19 protein-coding genes are annotated in these 17,176 nt (G+C 49.4%); 15 read left to right on the top strand and 4 right to left on the bottom strand.

What is annotated here, in order from left to right; translation table 11 throughout:
• The 4 genes from MPL1_RS00425 to MPL1_RS00410 are packed head-to-tail and all read right to left on the bottom strand — an operon-like array spanning nt 1 to nt 2,492.
• Complete coding sequence (locus MPL1_RS00425) at nt 1–549, bottom strand: pilus assembly PilX family protein (protein ID WP_009725158.1); 549 nt, start codon at nt 547–549, stop codon at nt 1–3.
• Complete coding sequence (locus MPL1_RS00420; protein ID WP_009725157.1) at nt 546–1,487, bottom strand: PilW family protein; 942 nt, start codon at nt 1,485–1,487, stop codon at nt 546–548. Before MPL1_RS00420 ends, MPL1_RS00425 begins: the two co-directional genes overlap by 4 nt.
• Nucleotides 1,487–1,957, bottom strand: coding sequence for a type IV pilus modification protein PilV (gene pilV / locus MPL1_RS00415; RefSeq protein ID WP_009725156.1), 471 nt, complete (start codon nt 1,955–1,957; stop codon nt 1,487–1,489). The genes MPL1_RS00420 and pilV overlap by 1 nt, the downstream gene beginning before the upstream one ends.
• On the bottom strand, nt 1,941–2,492 hold the full coding sequence (locus MPL1_RS00410) for a GspH/FimT family pseudopilin (RefSeq protein ID WP_009725155.1): 552 nt from the start codon (nt 2,490–2,492) through the stop codon (nt 1,941–1,943). The genes pilV and MPL1_RS00410 overlap by 17 nt, the downstream gene beginning before the upstream one ends.
• A 288-nt stretch (nt 2,493–2,780) precedes the next feature.
• Between MPL1_RS00410 and flgB the strand changes: the two genes are divergently transcribed.
• The 15 genes from flgB to MPL1_RS13140 all read left to right on the top strand — a co-directional run bounded on the left by flgB (nt 2,781) and on the right by MPL1_RS13140 (nt 17,134).
• Nucleotides 2,781–3,182 (top strand): flagellar basal body rod protein FlgB, encoded by a 402-nt coding sequence (gene flgB, locus MPL1_RS00405; protein ID WP_009725154.1) that lies wholly within the window; start codon nt 2,781–2,783, stop codon nt 3,180–3,182.
• A 4-nt stretch (nt 3,183–3,186) separates the two neighbouring features.
• Nucleotides 3,187–3,600: a flagellar basal body rod protein FlgC gene (gene flgC / locus MPL1_RS00400; protein ID WP_009725153.1), complete on the top strand. Its 414-nt coding sequence runs from the start codon at nt 3,187–3,189 to the stop codon at nt 3,598–3,600.
• 1 nt (nt 3,601) lies between these two features.
• Nucleotides 3,602–3,814, top strand: a complete 213-nt coding sequence (locus MPL1_RS00395) for a hypothetical protein (protein WP_009725152.1) — start codon at nt 3,602–3,604, stop codon at nt 3,812–3,814.
• 9 nt (nt 3,815–3,823) lie between these two features.
• Nucleotides 3,824–4,501, top strand: coding sequence for a flagellar hook assembly protein FlgD (locus MPL1_RS00390; protein ID WP_009725151.1), 678 nt, complete (start codon nt 3,824–3,826; stop codon nt 4,499–4,501).
• A gap of 11 nt (nt 4,502–4,512) precedes the next feature.
• Nucleotides 4,513–5,838, top strand: coding sequence for a flagellar hook protein FlgE (flgE, locus tag MPL1_RS00385; RefSeq protein WP_009725150.1), 1,326 nt, complete (start codon nt 4,513–4,515; stop codon nt 5,836–5,838).
• A gap of 27 nt (nt 5,839–5,865) precedes the next feature.
• A complete protein-coding gene (locus tag MPL1_RS00380; RefSeq protein WP_009725149.1) occupies nt 5,866–6,609 on the top strand; it encodes a flagellar basal body rod protein FlgF in 744 nt (247 codons plus the stop codon).
• A 33-nt stretch (nt 6,610–6,642) separates the two neighbouring features.
• Nucleotides 6,643–7,428, top strand: coding sequence for a flagellar basal-body rod protein FlgG (gene flgG, locus MPL1_RS00375; protein WP_009725148.1), 786 nt, complete (start codon nt 6,643–6,645; stop codon nt 7,426–7,428).
• 221 nt (nt 7,429–7,649) lie between these two features.
• On the top strand, nt 7,650–8,357 hold the full coding sequence (locus MPL1_RS00365) for a flagellar basal body L-ring protein FlgH (protein WP_051056941.1): 708 nt from the start codon (nt 7,650–7,652) through the stop codon (nt 8,355–8,357).
• Nucleotides 8,358–8,369: 12 nt separating this feature from the next.
• Nucleotides 8,370–9,464 (top strand): flagellar basal body P-ring protein FlgI, encoded by a 1,095-nt coding sequence (locus tag MPL1_RS00360; protein WP_009725146.1) that lies wholly within the window; start codon nt 8,370–8,372, stop codon nt 9,462–9,464.
• 8 nt (nt 9,465–9,472) lie between these two features.
• Nucleotides 9,473–10,477 (top strand): flagellar assembly peptidoglycan hydrolase FlgJ, encoded by a 1,005-nt coding sequence (gene flgJ / locus MPL1_RS00355; RefSeq protein WP_009725145.1) that lies wholly within the window; start codon nt 9,473–9,475, stop codon nt 10,475–10,477.
• A 35-nt stretch (nt 10,478–10,512) separates the two neighbouring features.
• Entirely contained in the window at nt 10,513–12,213 is a 1,701-nt protein-coding gene (flgK, locus tag MPL1_RS00350; RefSeq protein WP_009725144.1) for a flagellar hook-associated protein FlgK, read from the top strand.
• An 8-nt stretch (nt 12,214–12,221) separates the two neighbouring features.
• The gene (flgL, locus tag MPL1_RS00345; RefSeq protein WP_009725143.1) at nt 12,222–13,412 is read left to right on the top strand and encodes a flagellar hook-associated protein FlgL; all 1,191 of its coding nucleotides are present in this window, start codon (nt 12,222–12,224) and stop codon (nt 13,410–13,412) included.
• 540 nt (nt 13,413–13,952) lie between these two features.
• Nucleotides 13,953–15,179 carry a flagellin gene (locus MPL1_RS00340; RefSeq protein WP_009725142.1) on the top strand — a complete coding sequence of 409 codons (1,227 nt, stop codon included), beginning with the start codon at nt 13,953–13,955 and terminating at the stop codon, nt 15,177–15,179.
• 276 nt (nt 15,180–15,455) lie between these two features.
• Nucleotides 15,456–16,685, top strand: a complete 1,230-nt coding sequence (locus MPL1_RS00335) for a flagellin (RefSeq protein WP_009725141.1) — start codon at nt 15,456–15,458, stop codon at nt 16,683–16,685.
• A gap of 74 nt (nt 16,686–16,759) precedes the next feature.
• The gene (locus MPL1_RS13140; RefSeq protein WP_161604003.1) at nt 16,760–17,134 is read left to right on the top strand and encodes a flagellar protein FlaG; all 375 of its coding nucleotides are present in this window, start codon (nt 16,760–16,762) and stop codon (nt 17,132–17,134) included.
• Nucleotides 17,135–17,176: the final 42 nt, after the last annotated feature.

The raw sequence follows: 17,176 nt of genomic DNA, 5'->3' as shown, positions 1-17,176 counted from the left end.
CTAATACCTTTTACTCACAGTGCTCTGTATCAGCACACGGGACTGGTCACTACCACCTGAACCTCGAGCAGTGATGCGATAGTAGTCGATTCCGGTCGTATTGCTACCTGTGCCGATTAGCAAGTCGTCGGTGATAAAGGACTGATGTTCGATTATTGATCTGGGTTGGCTGTTAATGTTTGCCAAAGCTGGACCCGAGTATGCAACTGCATTCGCAAGCCACCAGGCGCGTCCTCTTGCCGGCATTTCCCACCAGTTTCGAGCTTCATTGGGATTGGGATGCATATCGTTGAGCAACCACACGCGAGATGCACCAGGGATGGGCTCGTTGACCTGGGAAATCAGCCAGTTCTCAGCTTCGCGGAGTGCTGTTTCAGCAGCTTGACTGGCCAGTTCGTAGTCGCGGGTATTAGACGCCATGCGTTCCTGCATCATGCTACTTCTCATAGCGGCAAGACCGATAATGGTCATTAACACCAAGACGATCAAGCTTATAATCAGAGTGGCGCCTGTTTGTTGGATTGACTTGATTCGGTGAAATCGGTTCATGGCAATCGATTCCTGAGAGCGATTGTTTTCTGGAAGCTGGTACTCAGACGGCGATCGCCTTCTGCGCGTTGTTGCAATGCCACGTTGTCTTCAATGCTGGTGGCGTCCAGCATGACTCTCACGCTCACCACATCTCCCCAATCACCAATGGTATTGGCAGAAACGTAAACATTGGCGGCCCCATCCTGATTGGTATCTTCACCGAACAAGATTTGCAGATTTTCTATTCCGGTTACCAGCTCTTGTGCCGCATCGTTGTTGATACGCTGGTAGAGAGCGGGAAGACCATCAGGATTCGTTCTGATGTACAAACTACGGGTGGCCAGTCGAGTGATATGGGCACTTGGGATATCAAATTGCAGATCAATATCTGCATCGTAGGTAATGTTATTGCCAACAACGTTCTCAATTTGAAGGATGACGGCGCTTAAGCAATCAGAGACCATGACGATGTCATTGGCAGCAAGGCCATGATTGGAGCCCAGCTCAATCTGCTGATTACTGCTATCGTGATCCAATACCCGAATAGGAGAACCAATGCCTGTTCTGACCGTGATAATGTCATTTCCAGATAGTGGGCTGCTGATGCTGGCATCCTGGCTAGGCGTCCAATTGCTTGGTCCGCTGGCATTGTTACCTTGAAGTGAAATTTCAAAGTCTTCAAGAAAGCCGGGGTTACTATCCAGTGTATTGGTGATGTTTGGACCACTTCGAGTGGCACAACCGATATAGCCTGCACGCTGAATTGCTTCTGTCAGGGCATGCAGTGCATAACGTCCATTTTCCTGCATGCGAGCGCGATTGTCCTGAACATTGTAGACCTGACGATTGTTAGCAAAGAGTTGGGTTACACCAGCAACCAGCAGTAAACCAATCACAATCGCCACCATGAGCTCGATTAAGGACAGACCCTTTTGCAGATGTTTTATGCCATTCATCAGATGGCTCCGGAGAAAATGAATTCTGACTGGCCGAGCTCACCGTAATCAGTATCAGCGTCACCGATTTGTGTTTCGTTCCAGCGAATGGTGATTTGACAGATAAAATCTGCACCGGGATTAAAGTTGGGACAGCCAATGGCGCCGCTACCTTGGGGCAGGGATGTTGATACAGCACCCAGCCAGTCGATGAGGTCAAATTCTGCAACTGTATCAGGGGCCACTGGCGCATCATCATCGAAAGCAAAATTATAGTTTCCTGCTCTTGCGGCTGGCTGATTGGCGCGCATTTTGTCAAAAATATCGGCAGCTAAGATAGACGCCTGGGAGCGAAACTCTGCACTCTGCACGTTTTTGAGTGTAGTCAGTTGAAGGTGTGCCAGTCCTAACAAGCCAACGGCCAGCACAAACAAGGCAATGAGTACCTCAAACAGACTGAAGCCTTTTTGATGTCTAAGGACAGGTGCCATTCGGTGCCTCCTGAACTCGAGAGCGGCCAGTGTTGTTCACTATGACCTGACGGCCCTGATCACCAATGCACAGAGTGAACGTACCGTTAGGTAAGGCAGCACTTCGGGGTCTGCCTGATGGATCAAATGAAATCCATCTTGCGTAGTTGTTGCTTCGAATGGTGAGGCCAGTTGCAGTGACTGCATCCCTCTGTTGCAAAATGCAATTTTCTTCGTTGGCGCAATTGCCAGTATCAATATTGGCACCGGGCGTCGCGTTTGCGCCCCAATCAGTGAACAATATCCAGCCTTGATCCCACACTTGATTGGCAGCCGCATCGGGTATGCGCAGGGTGACGTTAACACCCCGCATTGCCGCTTCACTGCGAGCTGTCTGTAGGCTTGAAAGCAATAAATTTGCTTCTGTGGTCAGGCGGTTATCCACGAGTAGCCGATTAAAACTGGGTGCCGCGACGGCAACCAAAATCCCTGCAATGAACAAGGTAATCATCAGCTCGATGATCGTGAAACCGCCGGTGTAACGAGTTGTATTCACCTGCTGGCCTCAATATTGAGTTTATGTTTTGTTATAGACCCTGGATATTGCAGGGTCAAGCCTTATTGATGATCCATCAGGACAATTTCACAAAAGCGTGAATTGGTTGTCATTTATCAAAGACTTAGGAGGCTTTGACCGGTGTTTGCCGGAGAGCGGCAAAGCTTGCCGCTATTTTTTTGACGCTGTTGCCGCATTATTTTTATCTAATTGAATTATATATAATTTTTCGTTATGGCATGTTTGATGCTTTGATTCTGTACAAAAAGATTAAAGTTGGAGTCAACCATGCCGATAAACTTCGATTCAGCCCTAGGAATTCACGCAGACGCCTTGCGTGTGCGTTCTCAGCGCGCTGAGCTGCTGGCAACGAATCTGGCCAATGCTGATACCCCTAATTACAAAGCTCGGGATATTGATTTTCAATCAGCCCTGAAAATGGCCGCCAGCGGCCAGACTTCACCTTCTCTTAATACCACCCATCAGAAACATATTGCCGGTTCCGGAAGCAGCAGTTTTGACTCGCAGCTGCAGTACCGTCAAACCATGCAAGATTCTCTGGATGGCAACACGGTCGATGAGCAAGTCGAACAATCACAGTTTATGCAAAATGCAGTCCAGTATCAGGCAAGTCTTGAGTTCCTTGGCAGTCGCTTTCAGAGCCTGACCAAGGCTATCCGAGGAGAATAATACGATGTCGTTATTCAATATTTTCGATATTGCAGGAAGCGGAATGAGTGCTCAATCGCTTCGGCTCAACACCACAGCCAGTAACCTGGCCAATGCAGATAGTGTGAGCAGTAGTGTTGGCGAAACTTACCGCTCAAGACAGCCAGTTTTCGCGACGGTGCTTGATGATGCGCAGGATGGTTTCAAACCCGGTTCCGTTCAAGTTCGAGGCATTGTCGAAAGCCAGGCGCCGGTTAAACAGGAATACAACCCTGCACACCCGATGGCCGATGAAAATGGTTTTGTGTACCACTCAAATGTCGATCCCATTGCTGAAATGGCCAACATGATGTCGGCATCCCGTTCGTATCAAAACAATGTCGAGATAGCCAACACATCCAAACAGTTGCTGATACGCACACTGCAGATGGGTAAATAGTATGAGCAGTCACACCTACCAAAATCCGATAGCGATTGATTTGCAATCAGGCATGCCAGCCATCATCTGGTGGCAGGATTTGCCAAGCCCTGCTCAATCTGGGGTGGTTGTCGACGAATTGGACTTCCCAGCCAGGCAACAGCCTTACCAACAACAACTTTTTACTAATCTTCTGGTTGCTGAGCAGCATGAGCTCTGCAACCTTATTCACTGAGGCATCGACATGGCAATCAACGGTGTAGGCGACAACCCATATGCTTTCCTCAACTCAAATTTGAATAGCAAAGATGAGGAGAAAAACGTAGGTCAGCTGGCAATGGAGGATTTCATGTCTCTGATGACAACCCAGTTGATGAATCAGGATCCGCTTTCGCCAATGGAGAGTGGTGATTTCCTGGGGCAAATTGCCTCGTTTGGAACGGTCAGTGGCATCTCAGATTTGCAGAAATCATTTGCCAGCTTTGCCAAGGCCATGCAATCAGATCAAGCTCTTCAGGGATCTTCACTGGTGGGGCGTTCGGTACTGGTTCCAGCCTCTATTGGCTACCTGTCGGCAGAGACTGGCCTTAAAGGACAAATCAATGTCGCTGAGCCGGTCACTGACTTGAAAGTCACCATCTACAACGAAGCAGGGGTTGTGGTCAGAACCATCGACATGGGCGCAGCCCGAGGCTACACCAACTTTACCTGGGATGGGTTTGATGACAATGGTGAAGTAGCCCCTGAAGCCGTTTATCAATTCCGAGCTACAGGAACCGTGGATGGTAAAAACAATGCATTTGGAACTGCCGTGATTGCCAAAGTAGACAGCGTTTTGGTGGGATCTGGCGGTCAGGGGTTGACGATAAATCTGGGTGCCATTGGTTCGGTACCCTTCAGTGAAGTTCAGGAAATTATTTAAGGAGGCAGTCAATGTCTTTCAGTACAGCATTAAGTGGTTTGAATGCGGCAACTGCCGATTTAAATGTCAAATCCAATAACATCGCTAACGTTAACACAACCGGTTTCAAAAACTCTCGAGCCGAGTTTGCTGACGTGTTTGCGGTATCTGCCTTTGGCACTACCAGTAATACAGCGATTGGTAATGGTGTTGTGTTAAGGAATGTTTCGCAGCAATTTGCCCAGGGTAACCTTGAGTTCACTGAAAATGCTCTAGATCTTGCCATCAGTGGTGAAGGGTTCTTTGCTCTGGCACCTGAGCTGGGTTCCGGTGAGATCATTTACACCCGTGCCGGTGAGTTTGGTGTTAACAAGGATGGTTATGTGGTGAATAATCAAGGTTGGTATTTACGCACATTCCCTGTCGATGCTGAGGGTAATATCTCTGCTACCACAATGAATGCGACACAGCCGTTACAATTGCCACCTGCAGTTGGAGCGCCAGAGTCAACGACGGATCTTCGAATTGCGACCAACTTGCCATCGAACGCGACAGGGATTGATGATGGTGCAGGCAACGTACTGACGATTGACCCATCAGATCCAACGACTTACAACCATTCAACCTCGGCTACGATTTATGACTCATTGGGGAATGAACATGTCATTACCTACTACTATCAGAAAATCGACCCAGATGCTGATGATGGTGGTGGTCCTGTGGGTTTCAACCAATGGCAGGTAGCGGCTTATATTTCTGCGGACGATATTTTCGATAACGCGGGTGTAAATGGTCGAGTGCTTTTGGGTGAATCACGACTGAGTTTTACCACTCAAGGCGCACTGGATAGCGTTGATCCGCCGCTTGAACTGAATTTCAGTCCGCCAACGACGCAATTCCAAAGTGGTGCTGCAGTTCAGGATGTGAATGTCAGTTTCGCTGGCACGACGCAGAACTCCGGCCCGTTCAATGTTGGCGCGTTAACGGTCAATGGCTTCCCGACAGGCCGCCTGACCGGAGTGGATGTCAGTGACGATGGTCTTATCCGGGCAACCTATAGTAACGGTCAGGCTGTGCCTATCGGCAAAATTGCCTTAGGTAATTTTGCTAACCCACAGGCTTTGAACAAAATCGGCAATACCTCCTGGAAGGAAACAACGGATTCCGGCCCTGTAATTGCGGGTGAAGCCGGTACCGGAAGCTTTGGTGAAGTCAAAGCGGGTGCTCTGGAAACTTCAAATGTTGATCTCACCAAGGAGCTGGTGGGACTGATCACAGCACAGCGTAACTTCCAGGCAAACTCAAAAGCCATCGAGACCAACAATGCCATTACTCAGACCATTATCAATCTGAGGTAATGACCTGGATTAAAGAGGGCTAGCTTTATGGACCGCATGTTGTACATCTCGATGAATGCCGCCCAGCAAACCATGCTGGCTCAGGCGACCAATAACAACAACCTGGCCAATATCAACACCACCGGGTTTCGCGCTGATCTGGAACAGTTTCGCGCGATGCCGGTGTTTGGTGAGGGAATGCCGAGCCGGGTCTATTCGATGACCGAGCGGCCTGCAACTGATTATCAGCAGGGTCCGGTTGTCTCTACCGGGCGTGAGCTGGATGTTTCAGTTCAGGGAGAAGGCTTTATTGCCGTCATTGGGGTGGATGGTCGTGAAGGTTATACCCGTGCGGGGGATTTTCATCTCACTGAAACCGGACAGTTACTGACTGGGACGGGACTGGCCGTGATGGGGGATAACGGCCCAATTGCTATTCCACCCGCGGAAAAAATTGAAATTGGCGCTGACGGTACCATCTCGATTCGTCCTGTTGGGGCTGAGGAAAATGCTCTCGCGGTGCTGGATAGGATCAAGCTGGTAAAACCTGACTTGCAGGACATCTTTAAAGACAGTGATGGCCTGATGCGGATGCGTGATGGTGGTGAAGCACCGTTGGATGCTTCTGTCAAAGTGGCCTCTGGCACGATTGAAAGCAGTAACGTTAATGCTGTCGGTGCGCTGGTGAACATGATTGAGCTGCAGCGTAAATACGAAATGCAGGTCAAGATGATGTCAACAGCAGAAGAAAACAGTGCAGCATCGGCACGCTTGTTGCAGCTTGGTGGATAAGCGCGAATAGCGTCAAAAATTTGGAGAACGACTATGAATCAGGCTTTATGGATCGCCAAGACAGGGCTTGATGCTCAACAAACCAGAATGTCAGTGATTTCAAACAATCTGGCAAACGTAAATACCACTGGTTTTAAGCAAGATAGAGCGGTTTTTGAGGACTTGCTTTACCAGACCATTCGACAGCCTGGCGCCCAATCAACAACAGATACTGAGCTGCCTTCAGGCTTGATGGTGGGCACTGGTGTTAGAACTGTTGCCACCCAAAAATTACATACCCAGGGCAATATCATTCAAACGCAGAATGCACTGGATATTGCCATCCAAGGAAGAGGCTTCTTCCAGATTTTGATGCCAGATGGTGATTTGGCCTACACCCGCGATGGCAGCTTTCAGCTGAACTCCGATGGTGAGGTTGTCATGTCTAACGGCTATCTGCTCGAACCCGGCTTGGTAATTCCTGAAGATGCTTTGAGCATCACTATCGGTGTCGATGGCACGGTCAGTGTGACTCAGCCGGGTCAAAACGAGCCAGTCATTATTGGCGAAATTGAGCTGGCAGACTTTGTCAATCCGGCAGGTTTGCAGCCTGTAGGTGAAAACCTGTTTAAAGAATCGGGTGCCAGTGGTCCAGCGATTGTTGGAATTCCGGGCCTGGATGGCATTGGTACCGTGGTTGGCGGGGCACTGGAAACCTCGAATGTCAACGTGGTGACAGAGCTGATTAACATGATTGAGACACAAAGAGCTTATGAGATGAACTCAAAAGCGATCTCAACCGCAGATCAGATGCTGCAATACGCCAGTCAGAATTTGTAATCGGTTTTTTTAGGTGTCTTTGTCATGATTGGCAAAGGCACCTGCATCTCTTGTTTTTTATCCCTGCATGGATGCATGACCTGAAAAGATTCAGGAAAAGTGTATTCAATGAGTCGCTGGCTCTGGCCATAACCTCCGAACATCACGGCACTACTGACATTTTTCAGGTTCTGGCATGAAGCCTGCAGCGAATGAATCAACACGCATTATCGGAGGCTATCATGAAGTTGCGATACAAAATTTTGACACCATTGGCACTCGTTGCTGTGGTCGGATGTGCCAACGATACGCCCAAGCGTGATCCGGCTTATGCCGCCACCAGACCTGTTGCTGTTCCACAGGTTGAGCGAAATGATGGCGCGATTTTCAATACTGCGACCAATATCTCATTGTTTGAAGATTATCGGGCGAGACGGGTTGGCGATATTTTGACGGTGCGGCTTGAAGAGCGAACGCTTGGTGAAAAAGAGAGCGAAACAACCGTTCGAAAGCAAAACAACAGCAATATCGACAATCCAACGGTGTTTGGAACACAGCCGCAATTCAGTTTACCCAATCAACTGCCTTTGGCTGATACCAGCAACAACAATCTGGCGTTTGGCGTCAGCTCCAGCCACAACTTCCGTGGTCAGGGCGATAGTGATCTGAGTAATCGCCTGGTGGGGGATATCAGTGTTTCAGTGGTCGAGGTCCTGCCCAACGGCAACATGATTATTCGTGGTGAAAAAATCGTCACCATCAATCAGGGTAACGAATACATTCGGCTGTCAGGCATTGTCAGCCCCAGAGATATTGACGGCAGCAATACCATTTCTTCAATTCGAATCGCTGATGCACAGATCTCCTATACCGGTGATGGTGCTACCAATGACGCCAATGTCATGGGCTGGCTGAGCAGATTCTTTGTTAGTGCGCTGATGCCGTTTTAAGGGGACACAACTATGAACATCAAGTGGATTCTGGTCTCGGCATTGCTGGCGATATCTTCCGGCGTTCAAGCCGCTGAGCGGATCAAAGACATGGCGTCAATTGCCGGGGTCAGGAATAACCAGCTGGTAGGTTATGGGCTGGTCGTTGGCCTCAGTGGTACTGGCGATCGAACCCGATTTACCGGGCAGAGTTTAAGAAGCTTTCTGGGCGAAATGGGGGTTTCACTGCCTCCCGGTATTGACCCAAAAAGCAGAAACATTGCTGCCGTGAGTATCCATGCTGATTTGCCGCCATTTGCAAGCCCAGGTCAAACCATTGATATCACGGTGTCATCGCTGGGTGATGCCAATAGTTTGCGTGGAGGCAGTTTGTTGATGACGCCTTTGCGCGGTATTGACGGACAGATTTATGCCGTTGCTCAGGGTAATCTTGTTGTGGGTGGTTTTGGGGCAGAGGCCAGAGATGGTTCCAGGATCACTGTCAATGTACCCAGTGCTGGAAGAATCCCCAATGGCGCCACTGTCGAGCGTACCGTCAACAATGCGTTTAATGTCGGCGATACCATTACACTGAACCTGCATCAGCCTGATTTTACGACGGCCAGCCGTCTGGCTGAAGCAATCAATCAAAATCTCGGCACCGGGACCGCTCGCACGATTGATGCCGGTTCAGTCACTGTATTTGCGCCGCGTGATCCGAATCAGCGTGTGCCGTTTTTATCGATGATTGAAAACCTTGAAGTCAGCCCGGGTGAAGCAGCAGCCAGAGTCGTGGTGAATTCCAGAAGCGGAACCGTCGTTATCGGCCAGAATGTCAGAGTGAGTCCAGCGGCCGTTACTCATGGCAGTTTGTCGGTGACAATTGCGGCCAGTCCAGAGGTCAGTCAGCCGGGTGCTTTCTCACCGGGAGAGACCGTGATTACACCTAACTACGATATTGAGATTACTGAAGAAGCCAGCCGGATGTTTGTCTTCAACCCGGGCGTGACTCTGGATGAAATTGTCCGGGCTGTTAATCAGGTAGGAGCTGCGCCAGGTGATCTGGTGGCCATCCTTGAAGCGCTCAAGCAGGTCGGTGCACTTCGTGCAGATTTGGTCATCATATAGGTACTCCGATGACCTTGAATGCTGTCAAGCAAAATGCGCTGGATTTTCATGGGCTCAATCAGCTCAGAAATCAAGCTGCCCAGACCTCTGCTGGGGATAAAGATCAGCAGCAGGTTTTGCGTGAGGTTGCCGGACAGTTTGAAGCCTTGTTCATCAGCATGATGCTCAAGAGCATGCGTGAAGCCAGCCTGGCCGATGGAATTTTTGATTCTTCTCAAAGCAAGATGTATCGAGAAATGGCAGATCAGCAGATGGCCATGGATATGGCGGGGCGAGGTGGCCTGGGTTTACAGGATGTCATCATGCGGCAACTGGGCGGCAATGAGAAACCCTCGGTTTTGGAAGATACCCCTGCTGCCAAGGGTTTTTCAATGGATACCGTCAATATTCGCAGCAGCTTGATGCCTCATGCGGAACAACGAATTTTGGAGCAGGTACGTCAGGCGAAGCCTGACAGGTTAACACCCAGGGATCAGCTTGAACTCGATAACATTCGAGCAATCCAGAGCGGAAAACCACTGGTATTCGATTCACCGGCCAGCTTTGTGCGTCAACTATGGCCAATGGCCGAACAAGCCGCTGAAAAAATAGGTGTGTCGCCGGAAGTCATTATTGCTCAGGCAGCGCTTGAAACTGGCTGGGGCAAGCATGTGCTACAAAATTCAGATGGTAGTTCCAGCCATAACTTGTTCAACATCAAAGCCGGCCGAAGCTGGACCGGCAACACCACGCAACTGAATGCACTAGAGTTTCATGATGGCAAAGCCGTCAGGGAATTGTCACAGTTCAGATCCTATGGCTCCTATCAGCAGAGCTTTGATGACTACGTCGAATTTTTGCAAACCCAGCCGCGTTATCAGACCGCACTGAGATACAGCCATAATCCGGAGCGATTCATTGAAGAGCTGCACCGGGCCGGTTATGCCACTGACCCGAATTATGCCGACAAGATAAAACGGATTATGCAAGGGGCAACCGTGGCACAAAACTCGCATGGGTCAGCGTATTCATGAATCCAGCCACAACAGGCTGAACCGGGGATCACCTTATGAGCATGTTAAATATTGGTACTTCTGCACTGCTGACCACACAGGGGGCTTTGACCACGACCAGCCACAATATCAGTAACGTCAATACTGAAGGCTACAGTCGTCAAAGAGTCGTCCAGGGCACCACCCCAGCGAATTTTTATGGTGGTCAGTACATTGGCTCCGGCGTGCAAATCACCAGCATCGAACGACTGTTTGACAAATTTTTGGCAGATCAGCTCAGACAGTTCACGTCACAAGAACAAAACTTCAAGACCTTTGGCACATTCGCAAAGCAAGTTGATGACATGCTCGGTTCGCCACAGTTGTCCATTGCCAGCGGCATGGAGAGCTTTTTTAACGCCATGCAGGAAGTGGCTGATGATCCGACCTCTATTCCCGCCCGCCAGGTATTATTGACCGAAGCTGATTCGCTGGCAAAACGGTTTAACACGCTGAATACCCAATTCGACTCAATCAATCGTCAGATAAATCAGAACATCGAAGCTACTGTTCAGGATATCAACACCATCACCCGAGGTATTGCGGAACTCAATCAGGTGATCGTTGAGGCCGGTTCCAGAGCACCCAACGACCTGCTGGATCAAAGGGATCGCTTGATCAACGACCTGTCAAAATTGGTATCGGTTCAAACGGTTGAACAGAGTAATGGGGCGATTAACATCTTTGTCGGTAACGGTCAGGGGCTGGTAGTTGGCAGTACCCTGAACGAACTGACCACAGCGGTGGATCCCACAGACGCAACACGGTTGGATATTGCATTTGGCTCCAGTGGTACCGTGGTCACAAGCCAGATTGTCGGCGGAGCGTTAGGAGGGTTATTAACGGTCAGAAGTGAAATTATTGATCCGGCACGAGCGGAGATTGACGAGCTGGCCGCGAATATTGCCGAAGCACTCAATCAGCAGCACTCCACTGGTTTAACACTGAATGGTTCTGCTGGCGGCAATTTGTTTGCGATTCCAGACCCGCTCCCTGCCGACTGGCCAGCCGGTGCAGCAGCAGCGATTGCTGTAGCCATTGCTGATCCACGTGATCTGGCAGTCGCTTTTCCGGTTGCTGTAACGACTAATAGCTTGAATTCTGGCAGTGGTGGACTGACGGTTGCTTCAGTTGACGGCAGTGATCCTGCCTTTGATGCAAGCAATGCTCTGGCAGGGCCACTGAGTTTCAGTTTTAACCAGGCGACCAATGAATATACGGTCAACTACAACGGCAACACGGCAACACTAAACTATAACCCGGCGATTGATAGTGGCCGCAGTTTTGATCTGAGCGAGCTGACATTTGCGCCCACCGATGAACCACCTCCGCTGACTATTACGCTGACAGGTGTTCCGGCCGATGGCGATAGTTTTGTGGTCAATAACAGCACAGGGGCTGCGGGGGATAACCGTAACGCACTGGCCATGGCAGAACTGCAGGTACAGAAAGTACTGGATGGTGGTACCCGCTCATTTGCTGATGCTTATGGCAATCTGGTAGCCAGTGTTGCCACCAAAACCCGGCAGGCTGGCTTAAGTCAGGTGACACAGCAGGGACTTATGGAGCAAACCCAGGCGAGGCTTGAAGCGGTATCTGGCGTCAACCTTGATGAGGAAGCTGCCAACCTCATCAAATATCAGCAGTCTTATCAGGCGGCGGCGCAGATCATTACGGTTTCAAGAACCATTTTTGACACCTTGCTGAACGCTTTCTAGGAGCAGCCATGCGGATTTCAACCTCACAGATTTTTAATCAGAGCCTGGCATCTATGCTGGCTCAGCAGACGAATGTTGCGCAGACACAGCAACAAGTGTCCACGGGGAAACGAATTCTCAATCCATCGGATGATCCCGCTGGCTCAGTTCAATTGTTAAATCTGCAAAGAGAGTTCAGCCTTTCCGAGCAGTATGTCTCCAATGGTGTCAATGCGCGAAATAAACTCGAGCGGGAAGAAGGTGCGCTTGCCAGTGCGACCGACTTATTGCAGCGCATTCGTGAGTTGGCGGTACAGGCATTGAATGACACCAATACACCGGCCGACAGAAAAGCCATCTCCACGGAGATCAATCAGCTGAATCAACAATTATTGTCGTTGGCCAATACACGTGATGCCAATGGTGATTATTTGTTTTCTGGTTTTGCAACAGATATTCAGCCTTATGACAATATCTACGGCAGTTATCAGGGTGATGAAGGTCAGCGAAACATGAAGGTGGGTGCAGGGGTGTTTATCGCCACCAACGATCCGGCCTCAAAACTTTTTGAAGCAGCCTTTACCCAAACACTGATCACTCCCGATGGCGGCAATACCGGTTCAGGACAAATCACCGTCACCAACAACAGTGGTGTGGCGGCGACTTTTCCGGAGCTGACTTTTACCTATGCGGATCCGCCGGGTGAATATACGGTCACCGATGGCGTGAACAGCGCCAGCTTTAGTTATCAACCAGGCATGACCGTCAACCTCGGTGAACTTGACCCTGCATTTCCAGGATTGGGTATTCGATTGGAAGGGACACCTGATGATGGTGATCAACTGACCATCACCAAAGAACCTGCCGATGAAGCGCAAACCATGTTTATCACCATTCAGAATTTTGCCAATGCACTGGCTGAAAACAGGGTCGGGGCGGGTGATTCGCCCAATAATGGTGATTTTCTGATCAACATGGACGCGGCGCTGGACAGAATTGTCGATGGACGGGCACAGGTCGGTGGTCGATTGAATGCGATTGATCAACAAACAGAAATCAATGAAAGTCTGGCTTTTGCGATGGAAAAAAGTATTTCTGAAATACAGGATCTTGATTATGCAGAAGCGATTTCGCGGCTGACCCGGCAATTGACAGGGCTGCAAGCTGCCCAGCAAACCTTTAGCCGTGTGCAAAGCCTGTCACTTTTCAACTTCCTCTAGGCAGTTTATCAAGTCATACAAAAGCCAAAGTCGTGCAGCAGGTGACTGTGCTTGCTCAGTCAAGCTTCGTTTTAAAGTCCATCCTTTCATAGCCTGAAAGTCCCCAACAGGCTTGCTGTTCAGAGCTTTTTATAATCAATCAACCATGTCATGGCTTCACTTCCGTTTCACTGGGAAATACCGCCTGCAGGGATGATGAGCCACGCTCAACGGACCATCGAGTTTATGCCGATGCCGTTTCTAGCTGAGCTCATTTTGAATTCCCGACCCCCTCAAGCTACTTGCGCCAAATAACTGACTGATCGTCACCACACTGCTTGCGCGTTGTTTGTATGCTACATTACCCCTAAAAATAACATATAAAACAATAAGTTAAAAACTTGGTATGGTGTTTGCTGAGCATGGGTATCACTCAATTAAAGGAAGTGATTTTTATCATTTGACTGGTTGTTTGAAGCACTTGGCATTGACGCAGATGTGGGATGCCTTGTGTGCAAACACATACCGGGTTGATGCCCGGCTCATTCAGGAGAAAACATCATGGCCCAAATTATTAACACCAATATTTCGTCGCTTAATGCGCAACGAAATTTGAATTCAACGCAAAACTCTCTGGCGACTTCGCTTGAACGCTTGTCCTCAGGGTTAAGAATTAACAGTGCAAAAGATGATGCGGCTGGTCTGGCAATCTCTGAGCGCTTTACTACACAGATTCGTGGTTTGAATCAGGCAGTCAGAAATGCTAATGACGGTATTTCTTTTGCTCAAACGGCGGAAGGTGCACTCGGTACAATTGGCGATGCACTGCAACGCATTCGTGAACTATCTGTTCAGGCAGCCAATGACTCCAACTCAGCTTCTGATCGTCAGGCGCTGAATAATGAAGTTCAGCAGTTGATCTCTGAAGTTGGCAGGGTTGCAAACTCAACAGAGTTCAACGGTCAGTTAGTGCTTGATGGCAGTTTGCGCGATTTGTTCTTCCAAATCGGTGCCAATCAGGGACAGAGCATCGCCGTTTCAGGCGTTGATGCTCGTAATACTGAGCTGGGCCGTGCGATATCCATGGGCGAAGCAGGTTTGTCCCAGGATCAGATTAACCAGGTGGGTATTGCGTCAATTGATGACATTACAATCACACTGGATACGGTTGGCATTCTGGAAGATTTGGGAATTGAAATCGAAGTCGACCTGACCGGTATTACCACTCTGGAAGATGCTGTTCGTGAAATCAATACTGCCATCACAACCTTTGTTGGTGCTGACGACAGCGAAACGTTGGCTGTTCGAGCTGCCCAATTGAGTGCGGCATTGGTTGTTGACAATGAAGGTATTACAACGATTGCCATTCGAGGTGGTTTTGATACTGAGTTTGAAATCGCAGGTGGAACAGTAACACTGGATGACGATGATGATACCGAAGTTGAGTTTTTTAATGACACTGCTTCAGTCGTCAAAAATTTGACCGACATTGATGTGGGTACTCGCTTTGGTGCAACTGAGGCACTGGCGATTGTCGATGGAGCCTTGACGCAAATCAGCGGCTTGCGAGCCGAACTCGGTGCGGTACAGGCGCGTTTTGAATCAACTATCGCCAACCTGAGCATTTCATCCGAGAACCTCTCTGCATCACGATCACGGATCATGGATGCCGACTTCGCGGCTGAAACGGCCAATCTGACAAGAGCTCAGATTCTACAGCAGGCGGGTACTGCCATGCTGGCTCAGGCAAATGCCTTGCCACAGAATGTGTTGAACTTGTTGGGCTAATATTGGGCCGGCCCCGGTTTCTCCTGGCCTCCTCCCTTGCATAAGGGAGGAGGAGAGCCGAGGTAGCGCAGGTTGTTGGCCGCAGGCATCAATGCCTGGAAAATTGTTTTGGGTACTAGTTCACAATTTCACAACAAAGCATTTAATTTAAGTGTACTGGTACTAAAGTTTCACTTGATCGAGTCGTTAACCACTCCGGAGGCAGTAAAGACATCGTGAATGTCTATCTGTCATTAACAAACCGGGTGGGTGCCCGCTTCAATCAGGAGAAACACCATGGCTTTAATTATCAACACCAACGTCTCGTCACTGAATGCACAACGTAACCTGACAGGTTCACAAGGTTCACTGGCAACATCACTGGAACGTTTGTCTTCAGGTCTGCGTATTAACAGTGCTAAAGACGACGCTGCCGGTCTGGCTATTTCCGAGCGCTTCACATCACAAATCCGCGGTTTGAACCAGGCGATTCGTAACGCCAATGATGGTATTTCATTTGCACAAACTGCTGAGGGTGCTTTGGGTACTATCGGTGATGCATTGCAACGTATCCGTGAGCTGTCAGTTCAGGCAGTGAACGACTCTAACTCTTCATCAGATCGTCGAGCACTCAATGACGAGGTGCAACAGCTGATTTCAGAAATCGGCCGTGTAGCCAATGCGACTGAATTCAACGGTCAGCGGATTCTGGACGGTAGCTTGAGTAACCTGTTCTTCCAGATCGGTGCCAACCAAGGTCAGAATATTGCTGTAGATGGTGTTGATGCCAGAAGTACAGAGCTCGGTGCAGCCACAGTCACTGGCGCAGAAGGTATGACTCAGTCACAGATCAACGACTTTGACATCGCATCTATTGATGACATCACTATCACGCTGAACCGTGTGGGTGTTCTGGGTGAAGATACAGATCTGGAAATTGATATCGAGGTGGATCTGTCTGGCGTCACAACCTTGGAAGACGCTGTTCGTGAAATCAACACAGCCATTCAAGATTTCACCGGTGATCCGGATGACGTCGATGCTGTCAGAAAAGCGGGCCTGAGTGCAGCACTGATTGTTGACAATGCTGGCAACACCACTATCACTATTCGTGGTGCCTTTGATAGTGAGTTTGTTGCAGATGGTGGTACAGTCACTCTGGACGACGAAGACGATACCGAAATTGCTATGTTCGATGAGGATGACTCTGCACAAAGCAACCTGACTGATATCGATGTCAGTGACCGTTTTGGCGCAGCAGAAGCTTTGGCCATCGTTGACGGTGCTTTGACTCAGGTCAACAGCCTGCGAGCTGAACTGGGTGCGGTGCAACTGCGTTTTGAGTCGACCATTGCCAACCTGAGCATTTCATCTGAGAACCTGTCAGCGTCACGCTCACGGATTCTGGATGCTGACTTTGCTGCTGAAACTGCCAACCTGACCAGAGCACAGATTCTGCAGCAGGCGGGTACAGCGATGTTGGCTCAGGCCAACGCATTACCACAGAACGTATTGAGTCTGTTGTAATATTAACCCTGAGGGTGCCTGTTTTTTGACAGGCACCCCCTTTTATCAAGGTAAAAGGGGCAGAGATTATGGACATGGAAAATATTAATAATATTTCCCCACCGGCACGAGCTGCTGCTGGGGATTTTGTGCTTAAAACACCCGTAAATCCGGTGGTTGAAGAGGCAAGCAAATCTGTGTCAACTCAGGAAAGCAAGCCCGAAACAGCCCGCGTATCTCCTGAAGAATTGTCGGCTGCGGTGGCGAGCATTAATGACTTTGCACAAAACTTGCAGCGGAGTCTGCAATTCAGTATTGATGAAGGCAGTGGTCGTAATGTTGTGACTGTGCTGGATAAGCAAACTGAAGAAATTATTCGACAATTTCCGGCGGAAGAGGTGCTTGCCTTTGCGCGTCGTATTGTTGAACAACAGGATGACACTATTAATCTGTTTAGCTCGGAAGCCTGATTGATACCGGAGCGTTCCAGGAACTAAACAGAGGGGGAGTAG

Source organism: Methylophaga lonarensis MPL (genome assembly GCF_000349205.1).
GTDB lineage: Bacteria > Pseudomonadota > Gammaproteobacteria > Nitrosococcales > Methylophagaceae > Methylophaga > Methylophaga lonarensis.
The sequence above is the reverse complement of the archived record's forward strand: the minus strand, read 5'-3'. Positions and strand labels throughout refer to the sequence as shown.

Bases quoted from the DNA above. Each gene is read 5' to 3' on its own strand.
- MPL1_RS00395 (WP_009725152.1), top strand. From the start codon at position 3,602: ATGAGCAGTCACACCTACCAAAATCCGATAGCGATTGATTTGCAATCA.
- flgJ (WP_009725145.1), top strand. From the start codon at position 9,473: ATGACCTTGAATGCTGTCAAGCAAAATGCGCTGGATTTTCATGGGCTC.
- MPL1_RS00365 (WP_051056941.1), top strand. From the start codon at position 7,650: ATGAAGTTGCGATACAAAATTTTGACACCATTGGCACTCGTTGCTGTG.
- MPL1_RS00335 (WP_009725141.1), top strand. From the start codon at position 15,456: ATGGCTTTAATTATCAACACCAACGTCTCGTCACTGAATGCACAACGT.
- flgE (WP_009725150.1), top strand. From the start codon at position 4,513: ATGTCTTTCAGTACAGCATTAAGTGGTTTGAATGCGGCAACTGCCGAT.
- MPL1_RS00360 (WP_009725146.1), top strand. From the start codon at position 8,370: ATGAACATCAAGTGGATTCTGGTCTCGGCATTGCTGGCGATATCTTCC.
- MPL1_RS13140 (WP_161604003.1), top strand. From the start codon at position 16,760: ATGGAAAATATTAATAATATTTCCCCACCGGCACGAGCTGCTGCTGGG.
- MPL1_RS00390 (WP_009725151.1), top strand. From the start codon at position 3,824: ATGGCAATCAACGGTGTAGGCGACAACCCATATGCTTTCCTCAACTCA.
- flgL (WP_009725143.1), top strand. From the start codon at position 12,222: ATGCGGATTTCAACCTCACAGATTTTTAATCAGAGCCTGGCATCTATG.
- flgB (WP_009725154.1), top strand. From the start codon at position 2,781: ATGCCGATAAACTTCGATTCAGCCCTAGGAATTCACGCAGACGCCTTG.
- flgG (WP_009725148.1), top strand. From the start codon at position 6,643: ATGAATCAGGCTTTATGGATCGCCAAGACAGGGCTTGATGCTCAACAA.
- MPL1_RS00340 (WP_009725142.1), top strand. From the start codon at position 13,953: ATGGCCCAAATTATTAACACCAATATTTCGTCGCTTAATGCGCAACGA.
- MPL1_RS00420 (WP_009725157.1), bottom strand. From the start codon at position 1,487: ATGAATGGCATAAAACATCTGCAAAAGGGTCTGTCCTTAATCGAGCTC.
- flgC (WP_009725153.1), top strand. From the start codon at position 3,187: ATGTCGTTATTCAATATTTTCGATATTGCAGGAAGCGGAATGAGTGCT.
- MPL1_RS00425 (WP_009725158.1), bottom strand. From the start codon at position 549: ATGAACCGATTTCACCGAATCAAGTCAATCCAACAAACAGGCGCCACT.
- MPL1_RS00380 (WP_009725149.1), top strand. From the start codon at position 5,866: ATGGACCGCATGTTGTACATCTCGATGAATGCCGCCCAGCAAACCATG.
- flgK (WP_009725144.1), top strand. From the start codon at position 10,513: ATGAGCATGTTAAATATTGGTACTTCTGCACTGCTGACCACACAGGGG.
- pilV (WP_009725156.1), bottom strand. From the start codon at position 1,957: ATGGCACCTGTCCTTAGACATCAAAAAGGCTTCAGTCTGTTTGAGGTA.